Below are 11,840 nucleotides of genomic sequence, written 5' to 3'. Positions count from 1 at the left end.
GCGTCACCGGCGCGCCTGCTCGGGTCGCCGCGGATTTGAAGACAGGGGGAAAATATGCACGATACGATCGATTTGCTCGAGGCCATCGGCAGCAATGCCGCGCTCCGACATGCCTCACCGGAGGAGCTGGCATCACTGCTCGAAGAGAACGATGCTTCGCAGGGCTTGCGCGACTTCAGTGTGTCAGGCGATGACACCGCCCTGACGAAAGAGCTGGGCCTGACCAAGATGCACGGCGAGCACCACAGTCAGACGGGCGCTCACGAAGGCGACGACGACGATCACGATCACGATCACGATCACGATCATCACGATGACGAGGATGATGATGAAGGTGACAGTGACGATTCACCCGATCAGCCGAACGATCCCGACACACCGCGCTGACCCGTCGCCGGCATGGCCACTACGTGCTCACAGCGCCTGCTTTCCTGGCTACTCTCGGCAGGATTCATACTGTGCGTGCTGGCCATGCCGGCGGCTTCCATGCCGGCCGTCGCTGACGAAACTGGCATCGACCAGCTTGAGCGGGTGGATGCCATACGGACGTCGGATCACGCCAGCTTCGTCGAAGCGCTGGCACGCCTGCACAGGAACGAGGCTCGCCTGAGTTCCCGCGACAAGTGGTATCTGCGTTTTCTGGACGGGTGGGAGATCAATTTCGCAGGACGCTACCCGGAGGCCGAGTTGGTTCTTCGAGATGTCATCGAGCACTCTGCCGACGAGACGCTGGAAACACGCGCCACCGCGCTACTGATGAACAACCTCAGCCAGCAAGGTAAGTACGCTGAAAGCTACGCCCTGGCAACGCGTGCCGCCGAGACCCTTCCGCAGGTGCGAGATCCGCTCGCTCGCTTCGTTCTCCTTGCAAACCTGTCCGAGATGCTCACGTTTGCAGGTCAGCCGGAACTCGGCCTGAAGTACGCCGACATGATGGTGAGCGAAGTGCCGCCCGGCAATACGCCGTGCCAGGCTCTGGTCGAACGCGTTGCCGCGCTGGAAGGCAGCCGATCGCTCAATTCCCGCAGTCCCGAGCTTCTGAAAACCATAGATATCTGCACGGCCGCGGGTCAACCCGTGTATGCGGATACGGTGTCTCTCATCCTGATCGACCGCCTTGTCGATGAGGGAAAGTTTCCGGAGGCGATGGCTGTCGTGGATCGCCTCACACCGACCATCAAGGCGACGCAATACTTCCCTCATGTCATGAGCGTGGCAACCCAGCGCGCCAGGATCTACTTCCAGCTAGGCAATTTCTCAGAAGCAGGAAATGCTGCACTGGAAGCCGTGAACATGGGCCATCCCGGCGACGTCGATGACGCACTGAGGGGCGCGTATCGCGTTTTGTACCTGATCGAAAAGTCAAAGGGCCATTTCGCTGACGCATTGCGGTACTACGAACACTACGTATCTCAGGATCAGGGTTACCTTCGGGACGCGAGAGTGAGGAACGTCGCCTATGAGGCGGCACGCCAGCACTTCCTCACCGAAAAACTCGAAACCGAGGGCCTCAGCAAGGAGAACCGCATCCTGCGTCTGCAACAGGACCTTGACGGTAAGGCGGTGGAGACCAGCCGTCTCTACATCGCCATGCTGGTGCTGGCGTTGCTTTCCATCGTCTTCTGGATGGTTCGCATCAAGCGTTCGCAGTTGCGATTCAAGTGGCTCTCCGCATGTGACGGCCTCACCGGCATCTTCCACCACCAGCACTTCATGACCGAGGCGGAGCGTGCATTGCGTACGCTGGAGAAGCGCCGGGGCCACGGCTGCCTTGTCTCGTTCGACCTCGATCATTTCAAGCAAGTGAACGACACGCACGGCCATGCCGTAGGCGATGCCGTCCTTAAACATGCCGTGGCGATCACCAAGTCGCATCTTCGTCGCGCCGACATATTCGGCCGGCTCGGGGGCGAAGAGTTCGGCGTCCTGTTGATGGACGCGCCTTGCCTGCAGGGTATGGTCATCGCCGAACAGCTTCGCGCGGCGTTCGAGGCGTCCCCGCTGATCATCGACGATCTGGTGGTTCCGTTCTCGGCCAGCATGGGCCTCGCCAGTACCGAGAGGATCGGTTACGACCTCTCGCCGCTGTGTCGCGCTTCCGATGCGGCGCTTTACCAGGCCAAGCGTGCCGGTCGCAATCGCGTTGTGATCCACGGCGATACGGGCGACACGGCTACCCTTCCGCTTCCTCTTCCCTTCGGGCTGCCTGCTCGCCGCGGCACCGCATGACCGGTCGTTTGTGCTTTGTGCTGTTCGTTCTGTTGGCCTGTTCCGGCGTGGCTGTGGCCGCCGCCTCACCAGGTGACATCGACACGCGCATGATGCAGGCGGAGAAGCTTCGACTGAAGGATCACGCCCGCTTCGTGACGCTGCTGGAGAAGCTCCACCACGATCTTCCGCAGATGGACCCGAAGCAGACGTGGCGACTGCGCTACAACGATGCCTGGGAAAGCATGTTCGAGGGGCACTATCCGGCCTCCGAAGCCGATTTCCGCGAGATCATCGCGCACTCGGGTGATGCCGCGCTTGTCGCCAAGTCCACGGCGTTGCTGATGGACAATCTCGTGCTTCAGGCGCGTTATGCCGATGCCTATGTCGAGGCGAATCGTGCGACAGACATGCTCCCTCGCGTCACGGATCCGCAGGCACGCTTCACCCTGCTGTCGCACCTTTCGCAGACGCTCAATTTCGCCGGACAGCAGGACCTCGCGCTGAAATACGCCGAGATGATGGTACCGGCGACACCGCCCGGCGAATCGCCCTGCCCGGCCCTGTACATGAAGACCGCCGCGCTGGAGGGCCTCAAGCGACTGACGTCGACGAGTCCCGAACTCGCGGAAGCCACCGCCAGCTGTACGGCGAATGGCGAGCCGGTGATCGGAAACGCGGCATCCCTCATCCTTGTCGACATGTACATCGCCGAGCGCGCGCCGACGAAGGCAATGGCGGTGCTCGACCGGATCGAACCGTCCATTCGGGCGAGCGGTTACTTTCCCGCGCTCGTGGCGATGACCAAGCATCGTGGCCAGGCGTACCAGCAGATGGGTAACCTCGCGGAAGCGCGAAGCTGGGCACTGCAAGCCGTCACCATGAGTCACCCTGGCGACTTCAACGAGTGGCTCAGGGATGCGTACCAGGTGCTCTACGAAGTGGAGAAGGCGTCCGGAAATGCCGCTGCGGCACTCCGGTACCACGAGCAATACGTCAGGCAGGAACAGAGCTTTCGCCACGATGTCAACGCACGGGCGATGGCCTATCAGGCGGCACGCCAGCGCGTGCTCGCACAGCGCATGCAGGCGGCTCAACTGATCGAGGAGAACGACATCCTGCGGCTGCAGGGCGAGCTGGACGAAAAGGCGCTGGAGATGAGCCGGCTGCATATCGCCTTGATGGTCATTGCGCTGTTGGCGCTCGGACTCTGGATGGTCAGGCTGAGACGGTCGCAGCTTCGGTTCAAACGTCTCTCCGCCCACGATGGCCTGACAGGAATTTTCATCCAGCAGCACTTCATCGGCGAGATGGAGCGCATGCTCGGTAAGCTGAAGCGGCGACAGGCGACCGCCTGTTACGTCACGCTCGACCTCGATCACTTCAAGGTCGTCAACGATACCTACGGCCACACCGTGGGCGACGCGGCCCTGAAGCACGCCGTCGAGGTGTGCAAGGCGCAGCTTCGGCCGGCCGACCTGTTCGGGCGACTGGGCGGCGAGGAGTTCGGTATGGTGCTTCCGGCCACGTCACGCGAACAGGGCCGAGCCGTGGCCGAGCGCATGCGATCCGCCGTCCATGGCAACCCTATGTCGACCGAGGACGGTTCGGTCACGCTGGCCGCGAGCGTCGGTGTCGCCTGTACCGATACCATCGGCTACGACGTGCAGCGCCTCTGCCGTGCCGCGGACACCGCGCTCTATCGTGCCAAGGGCGAGGGCAGAAACCGTGTCGTCGTCGACGGCGATCCCGAGCCAGACGACGGGTCGCCCTGAACGTGCGGCGCCATCAGACGAGGTCCGTGGCGAAGTATCCGAGATAGTCGAGTCCGGCGACCGCCATGCCGGCGGGCGACGCGTGCGATGCGCCGATCTCGGCCAGCGCATCATGGGTGGGCTGCCGGTTCGTCACCAGCTGCCATGACGTGTCGTCGCCCGGAAAGCGATCGCCATCGGCACCGAGCGTCGCGTTGAGCGCAGCGAGCAGCGCCTCGCGCGACGGCGAATGAATCACCATGCCCTCGTTGGACAACGCCGCCGTCGCGCAGCCGAGCATCGCGCACAGCCGCGGCTTGAGTGCCGCATCGTAGGCGTCGGCATCGCGCGAACACACGATCGTCGATGCAAGGTCCGCATTGGCCCAGCGCCCGTCGTCCGCGATGATCGGCGTCTCGCCTTCCCAGGCCTCCGGCGGGCAGAGCTTGGCTCGAGGATCCAGCGCGATGAACGGATTCACCTCGGCGGGATAGATACGGCACGTCGCCGGCCGGCGGTCGTAGATACCGCAGCGCTTGTCCGGCAGCAGGTTGGGGCACGGCCCGTCGAACGACGCCATCAGCGTCACGATGACCCGGATCGGCAGGGAGCCGCTCGTTGCCTCAAACGAACGTCGCCGTTTGTGCATGGCGGGCAGGTTGTCGTCGGACGGTTCCGACGGCCAGGGAATGGCTTCGCAGAAGAGCTGCACCTCGTGACCGTCGCGCAACCAGCCCACGGCCTCCGCCAGGCTCAGTGGCAGGCGGAGGCCGTGGCAGCAGCGGCCACACATCGTGCAGTCGAACCGGACCATTGCTCAGTCAGGACATCGCAGGGAGACGGTCGAGGAGTTTATCCAGCGTGACGGGGTATTCGCGAGTGCGTACGCCGGTGGCGTTGTGAACGGCGTTGGCGATCGCCGCTGCGACACCGCACAGACCCAGCTCGCCCACGCCCTTGGCCTTCATCGGTGACGAGATCGGATCGGCCTCGTCGAGGAAGACGACTTCCTGGTGCGGGATATCGGCATGCACCGGAACCTCGTAGCCCGCCAGATCGTGGTTGACGAAGAAACCCAGGCGCTTGTCGACGACCAGCTCTTCCATCAACGCCGCGCCCACGCCCATGGTCATCGCACCGATCACCTGGCTGCGCGCGGATTTGGGGTTAAGGATGCGCCCCGCCGCGCAGACGGCGAGCATGCGCCGCACACGGATCTCACCCGTCGCGGCGTCGACACCCACCTCGACGAAGTGCGAGCCGAAGGTCGACTGCTGGTACTTCTTGGCGAGGTCGCCGTATTCCATGGTGTCTTCCGCGACCAGTTCGCCGTCGCGCGTGGCCTGTGCCAGCGGCAGCGTGCGGCCGCCGGCGGCGACGTGGCCGTTCTCGAACACAGCGGTGGCGGGATCGAGACCCAGCTTTGCCGCGATGGCTTCGCGCAGCTTGACGCAGGCCGCATAGACGCCGGCCGTCGAGCTGTTCGCGCCCCACTGTCCGCCGGAACCGGACGATACGGGCAAGGACGAGTCACCAAGCGTGACGTTCACGGCGTCCAGAGGCAGCCCGAGCATCTCGGCCGCGGTCGCCGCGATGATCGTGTACGAGCCCGTGCCGATGTCAGTCATGTCGGTTTCGACGGTGGCCCGGCCGTCCTTCCCCAGACGAACGCGTGCGCCGGACTTCATCACCAGATTGTTGCGGATGGCGGCGGCGACGCCCATGCCCACGATCCAGCGGCCGTCACGTACGCTGCCCGGGGTCTGGCTCCGTTTGCTCCAGCCGAACCGTTGGGCACCGTCGCGCAGGCACTTGACCAGCTGCCGCTGGGAGAACGGGCGCTCCGGATGCTCGGGGTCGACCTGGGTATCGTTGAGGATGCGGAATTCGACCGGATCCATCTTCAGCTTCTCGGCCATCTCGTCCATGGCGATCTCGAGCGCCATCAGGCCGGACGCCTCGCCCGGCGCGCGCATGGCGTTACCCTCGGGGAGGTCGAGCACGGCGAGACGTGTCGCCGTCATGCGGTTGGCACCCGCGTAGAGCAGGCGCGTCTGCTGGACGGCCGTTTCGGGGCCACCACCGGGCAGATCGCCCGACCAGCCTTCATGGGCGATGGCCTGGATCTTCCCCGCCGTGTCCGTGCCGATGCGAATACGCTGGATCGTGGCGGGGCGATGCGTGGTGTTGTTGAACATGACCGGACGCGGCAGGGTGACCGCGACGGCACGCCGGGCCGCTCGCGCGCCCAGCGCGGCGAGCAGGGCGTCGGAACGGACGAACAGCTTGCCGCCGAAGCCACCGCCAATGTACGGAGAGATCAGACGCACGTTTTCCTTGGGGATGCCGAGCGTAAGCGCGACATCGCCCTTACCCCAGTTGATCATCTGGTTCGATGTCCACAGGGTGAGCTTATCGCCCTCCCACTTCGCGATGGAGGCATGGGGCTCCATCATCGCGTGCGCATGGTCGGGCGTGCGATAGGTCGCATCGAGCTTGACCGGCGACGCGGCGAACGCCCCGTCGAAATCGCCCCGCGAGGTGTCGGCGTCGGGATCGTCCGGTTTGATGGCACCGTCTTTCATCGCGGCCAGATCGAACTGTCCCGGCGTGCGCGCGTAATCGACATGCACTAGCGACGCGGCGGCGCGCGCCTGTTCGAAGGTCTCCGCGACCACGACGGCGATCGCCTGGTGGTAGTGCTGGATCTCCGGGCCACCCAGCAAGGTGGCCGTGTTGTATTTGCCCTTGCCAAGTTTTCCCGCGTCGGCCGCGGTGACGATGGCGAGCACGCCTGGCGCCCGTCGCGCGACGCTGGTGTCGATGTTGACGATGCGGCCGTGGGCGATCGCGGCGGGCACGATGTAACCGTAGGCGTGGTCCGGCGTGGCGGCATGCTGCTCGTAGGCGTAGGGTGCCGTGCCGGTCGTTTTCAACGGTCCGTCGATCCGGTCATGCGGCTGGCCGACGACCTTCATGCGATCGATCGGATTGGTCGTGGCGGGTTTATCGAATTTCATGGCTCAGCCCCTCGCCTCGGCCAGTACCGCGCTTAGTGTGCGCTCCACCAGCGGAATCTTGAACGCGTTCTCCCCGGTCGGTTGCGCGCCGGCAAGCAGCGTTGCAGTGACCGCCTTCGCGCCCTGCGGCATCGCCGCCTCGGCCGCCTCCACGCGCCATGGCTTGTGCGCCACACCGCCCAGCGCCACACGGCCGCTGCCATCCTTCTGCACCACGGCGGCGACGGAAATCAGCGCGAATGCGTACGACGCGCGATCGCGTACCTTGTGATAGATATGCGTGCCGCCTGGCGGCTTTGGCAGTGTCACCGCGGTGATCAGCTCGCCGGGCGCCAGCACGTTCTCGATGTGCGGTGTCGCACCGGGCAGCGTATGAAAGTCCGCGATGGGGATACGTCGTGTCTTGCCGTCCGGCTGAACGGTTTCGACGGTGGCATCGAGCGCCCGCATGGCGACCGCCATGTCGCTCGGATGGGTCGCTATGCAGGAGGTGCTGACACCGACGATGCCATGCGACCGGCTGAAGCCACCGATGGCGGCACAACCGCTGCCCGGCAGGCGCTTGTTGCATGCCTGATTGGTGTCGTAGAAATACGGGCAACGCGTCCGCTGCAGCAGATTGCCGGCCGTCGTAGCCTTGTTACGCAGCTGGCCCGACGCACCCGCGACGAGTGCGCGCGTCAGCAGACCATAGTCACGCCGCACGCGTGTATCGGCGGCAAGATCCGTATTGCGTACCAGTGCACCGATGCGCAGTCCACCTTCTTCGGTCGCCGCGATCGTATCCAGATCGAGACCGTTGACGTCGATGAGATGCTCGGGCTGCTCGATCTCGAGCTTCATTAGATCGAGCAGGTTAGTGCCGCCAGCGATGAATTTGGTATTGCGCTGGCGAGCCGCGGCGGCAGCGGCGGAGGCGGGACTGGTGGCACGCTCGTACGTGAAGGGCTTCATGCCTTGCTCCCCGCGACTTCGGTGATCGCTTCCACGATGTTCGAGTACGCGCCGCAACGGCAGATATTGCCGCTCATGCGTTCGCGAATTTCGGTCGCACTGACCGTGGCCCGTGTGGTGAGGCTGCCGCTCACGTGACTGGGAATGTCATCGTGAATTTCGTCGAGTACGGCGACGGCGCTGCAGATCTGTCCGGGCGTGCAGTAGCCGCATTGGTAGCCGTCGTGTTTCACGAAGGCGGCCTGCATCGGGTGAAGCTTTTGCGGCGTGCCGAGGCCTTCGATGGTCGTGACCTTTGCGCCCTCGTGCATCACCGCCAGGGTCAGGCAGCTGTTGATGCGGCGTCCGTCCACGATGACCGTGCATGCGCCGCACTGACCATGGTCGCAGCCCTTCTTGGTACCGGTGAGGTGCAGATGCTCGCGCAAGGCGTCGAGCAGAGTGGTGCGCGTATCCAGCGTCAGCGATTGCGGCTTGCCGTTGACGTGCATCGACAGTGTTGCCGTGACCGGCTGCCGGGGCGGTGCCGGCGTCGCGGCCCTGGCGACGAGGGGAGGTACGGCGGTTGCGCTGGCGGTGGCCGCACCCAACTTGAGGAAGGTGCGGCGGGAAAGCTTTGGTGCGTTCACTGTGTCCACTTGGGTGGGCCTCTGTCAGTGTCGATGCGATCGACCGGGATGGCCTGCCTTACTCGCCTGATGTTAAGGCGTAAAATGTCCTGTGATTGATAACAAATTTCGAATGACGCGATGTATGGGTTTCATGAAAGCGGTGGCGCTTCTCGCGTGCCTGACGCTATGTAGCGCGTCATATAGCGCAAGGGCGACCGACGCCACGCGCACGCTCGCCCAGCTGCAGCACACCGCGTTGCGCGGCGAAGACGGCGCGCCCGCCGGCGCGACTGCCATGGCGCAGACCGAGGATGGCTGGCTGTGGCTCAGCACGCCGGCGGGGCTGTATCGCTACGACGGCTTCTCGTTCGAGAAAGTGCCGTTGCTGCCACCGATGTCCAACGAGACCAACGCGACGTGGAGCCTGTTCGCCGCGCCCGGCGGCGACCTCTGGGTCGGACTCGCCAATGGCGGCGTCGCGCGCCTCCGGCACGGCGCCGTCACGCTATACGACCAGGCGGATGGATTGCCGCACGGCGTCGTCGTGCTCGGTATGCGTTCGGCGAGTGACGGCGCGATATGGGGTGTGACCGAAGTCGGCTTGTTCCGCTTCGACGGCGTGCGCTGGAAGCACGTCGATGCTAGCTGGGGTGTGCCCGACAGGCCTAAGCAGCTGTTCGACGACGGTCGCGGCGGGCTGTGGATCGGCGCGCCGGCGGGCTTCTACCGGTTGGCACCGCATGCACGGCACTTCGAACGTATCGAGCTTTCGCCTCACGGCGGCGGCATGTTGTTGCGCGGACCGCAGGGCCGGATCGTGGTCATCGACCATGGCGGCGGTCAGGTACGTCTCGCGGAAGGCGACTGGGGCAAGTCCCATGCCGTCGACCAGGAGCGGCGCGCGAACAGCGATACGGTGACGTTCGACCGCGACGGCAACCTCTGGACCGTGGCCTGCGCCGCCGACCTCTGCCGTGGCAGCTGGCAGGACGTGCAGCGCGAGGGTATTCACGGATTCGACGCCTCGGTGCCGCAGACGTTCGGCGAATCGGCGGGCCTGAGTTCCGAGGCCACGATGACACTGATGGAAGACCGCGACGGGGACGTCTGGGTCAGCACGAAGATGGGCGTCGACCGCTTCCGCGACAGCTGGCTCGCGCGTGTGCGCTTTCCCAGCACGGAGTCTTACTTCGCGCTGGTCGAGGATGGCGACGGCCGCGTGTTTACGGGGACATCGGCGCGTAGCGTGCACATGGACCGCCTCTGGGCACTGACGCCCGATCCGGTGGCGCTGTCCGGCTTCGGCGGCGCGGTGGTCAGTGCGTTTCGCGATACCGATGGCACGGTATGGCTCGGTGGCACCGGCAAGCTGTGGCGCATGCGCGACGGGCGACCCGTGGCCGTCGACCTGCCACGCGGTGCCGCGTCGCGCGACGCCATCGTGCAGGCGATCGCGCGGGACGGTGCCGGTCGCCTGTGGATCTCCATGCGTCTGATGGGTGTCTTCGCGTTGGACGACGACGGGTGGGTGCCGGCGGCGCAGATCGCCGCGTTCCCCGAACTGGCCCCCGCACTCATCCACGTGGACCGCCAGGGGCGACCGTGGTTCGGTTACCTGGACGGGTCGGTCGCCCTGCTGGACGGCACGAAGCTGACGCGGTACGGCGCCGACCAGGGCCTTGGACTGGGTCCGGTGACGGCGATCGCCAGTGTGGACGGCCATCTGGTGGTCGCAGCCGAGCACGCGCTTACCTTCCTGGACGGCGACCGGTTCGTGCGCGTCGTGCCCGACCGGGCGGGCGCGCTGGATTCCGCCACCGGCATCGTCGAGAGCAAGGACGGCGGCATCTGGATCTACGGTACGGCCGGTGTCACACACTTTACGCGCAGCGAGTGGCGGGCGGTGCTTGCTCATCCGGAGCGTCCCGCGCATGTCGACCCGCTGACGATGGAAGATGGTCTGGGCGGCCCCGCGCAACTCGTGCGTCCGCTGCCCACCGCCCTTGCGTCGCGTGACGGCCGCCTCTGGTTCGCCGGCGCGCAAGGCCTGGCCTGGCTCGATCCCACGCGGCAGCCAGCGCCACGGCCGCCGCCGCCCACGGTCATCCGTCGCATCGTGTCCGGCGGCAAGAGCTTCGATCCCGATGCCGTCGTCGTCATGAAACGGAGCCGCGACCTGGATGTGTCCTATACCGCCATCGCCCCGGGCTATCCCAATGGCGTGACGTTCCGCTACCGGCTGGACGGCGAAGACGCGGGCTGGCACGACGCCGGATCGCGTCGCGAGGCGTCCTACGGGCAATTACGGCCGGGACGCTATACGTTCATCGTCGAGGCCTCGTACGACCGCGTGCGCTGGAATCGCGCGGAGACGGTCGACATCGAAGTGCTGCCGCGTTTCATCGAATCCGTGTGGTTCAAGCTGCTGTGCGTGCTCGTGCTCGGCGCTTTCATATGGTCGGTGCATCGCTGGCGTGTCGGCGCGCTGACCAGCCAGCTGCGGCTGCGCCTCAACGAACGCCACAACGAACGGGAGCGCATCGCCCGCGAGCTGCACGACACGCTGCTGCAAGGCGCGCAAGGGCTGGTCCTTCGCTTCCAGGCGCTGGTCGACCGCCTGTCCGACGACGACGCATCGCGTGCTGCGCTGGAGCGGGCCATCGACCGCGCCGAGCATCTGCTGGTCGAGGGTCGCGATCGCGTACAGGGTCTGCGTTCGGGACGCACGTCGGGTGGCGAGCTCGCGGACCGTCTGGCCATGCTCGCCCGCGACATGGACGAGACCATCGTCGTGCATGTCTCAGGCAAGCCCCGCAACGTCAACGGCCTGGTGCAGGACGAGATCTACAGCATCGTGCGGGAAGCACTGGGTAATGCGATTCAGCACAGCCACGCGCGGATCATCGCGGTGTCGCTGCAGTTCTCGCGACGGGTCCTGCAGGTGGCGGTGCACGACGATGGCGTGGGCTTTCTGGAAAGCGTTGTCGTACCGCACGAGGACAAGCGCTTCGGTGTCATCGGGATGCGCGAACGCGCGGCGCACATCGGTGCCCGATTCACCCTGCGCACGGCGCCGCTTCGCGGCACCGAGATACGCCTCGCCGTGCCTGCGCGGTTCGCGTACCTGCACGGCACTGCCGGAATACTCCCGCGATGGCGGTCGTCATGGCGGGCACGACGGGCACGGCGGCATCGCGATAGTTGAGCCTCGCCGCCATCGTTCTACCCGGACATAATAGGCTCATGAGCCGAATAGTCGGCCTATTCGGCTCATTTCGTGAGCCGAATAGGCC

At 65.4% G+C, this 11,840-nt stretch carries 8 protein-coding genes; 4 read left to right on the top strand and 4 right to left on the bottom strand.

Going from position 1 to position 11,840, the window contains the following annotated elements:
• Positions 1–54 precede the first annotated feature (54 nt).
• From FA87_RS00310 to FA87_RS00300, 3 genes are all read left to right on the top strand, one after another.
• Complete coding sequence (locus FA87_RS00310) at positions 55–387, top strand: hypothetical protein (RefSeq protein ID WP_043691587.1); 333 nt, start codon at positions 55–57, stop codon at positions 385–387.
• 84 nt (positions 388–471) lie between these two features.
• Positions 472–2,229: a GGDEF domain-containing protein gene (locus FA87_RS00305; protein ID WP_239709137.1), complete on the top strand. Its 1,758-nt coding sequence runs from the start codon at positions 472–474 to the stop codon at positions 2,227–2,229.
• Entirely contained in the window at positions 2,226–3,983 is a 1,758-nt protein-coding gene (locus FA87_RS00300) for a GGDEF domain-containing protein (RefSeq protein ID WP_052191048.1), read from the top strand. The genes FA87_RS00305 and FA87_RS00300 overlap by 4 nt, the downstream gene beginning before the upstream one ends.
• 13 nt (positions 3,984–3,996) lie before the next feature.
• Here the strand turns inward: FA87_RS00300 and FA87_RS00295 are convergent, their stop codons facing one another.
• From FA87_RS00295 to paoA, 4 genes are read right to left on the bottom strand one after another with little or no spacing between them, the layout of a single operon-like run.
• Positions 3,997–4,776, bottom strand: coding sequence for a YkgJ family cysteine cluster protein (locus FA87_RS00295; RefSeq protein WP_043691584.1), 780 nt, complete (start codon positions 4,774–4,776; stop codon positions 3,997–3,999).
• Positions 4,777–4,783: 7 nt separating this feature from the next.
• The gene (gene paoC / locus FA87_RS00290) at positions 4,784–6,982 is read right to left on the bottom strand and encodes an aldehyde oxidoreductase molybdenum-binding subunit PaoC (RefSeq protein ID WP_043691581.1); all 2,199 of its coding nucleotides are present in this window, start codon (positions 6,980–6,982) and stop codon (positions 4,784–4,786) included.
• Positions 6,983–6,985: 3 nt separating this feature from the next.
• Positions 6,986–7,936, bottom strand: coding sequence for a xanthine dehydrogenase family protein subunit M (locus tag FA87_RS00285; RefSeq protein WP_036116749.1), 951 nt, complete (start codon positions 7,934–7,936; stop codon positions 6,986–6,988).
• Positions 7,933–8,565 (bottom strand): aldehyde dehydrogenase iron-sulfur subunit PaoA, encoded by a 633-nt coding sequence (gene paoA / locus FA87_RS00280; protein WP_197056525.1) that lies wholly within the window; start codon positions 8,563–8,565, stop codon positions 7,933–7,935. The genes FA87_RS00285 and paoA overlap by 4 nt, the downstream gene beginning before the upstream one ends.
• A 124-nt stretch (positions 8,566–8,689) precedes the next feature.
• Between paoA and FA87_RS00275 the strand changes: the two genes are divergently transcribed.
• Positions 8,690–11,752: a sensor histidine kinase gene (locus FA87_RS00275; RefSeq protein WP_043691578.1), complete on the top strand. Its 3,063-nt coding sequence runs from the start codon at positions 8,690–8,692 to the stop codon at positions 11,750–11,752.
• Positions 11,753–11,840 lie beyond the last annotated feature (88 nt).

It is taken from the genome of Luteibacter sp. 9133 (assembly GCF_000800155.1).
Lineage (GTDB): Bacteria > Pseudomonadota > Gammaproteobacteria > Xanthomonadales > Rhodanobacteraceae > Luteibacter > Luteibacter mycovicinus.
Note: the sequence above shows the minus strand (reverse complement) of the source record. Positions and strands in the feature narration are given on the sequence as shown.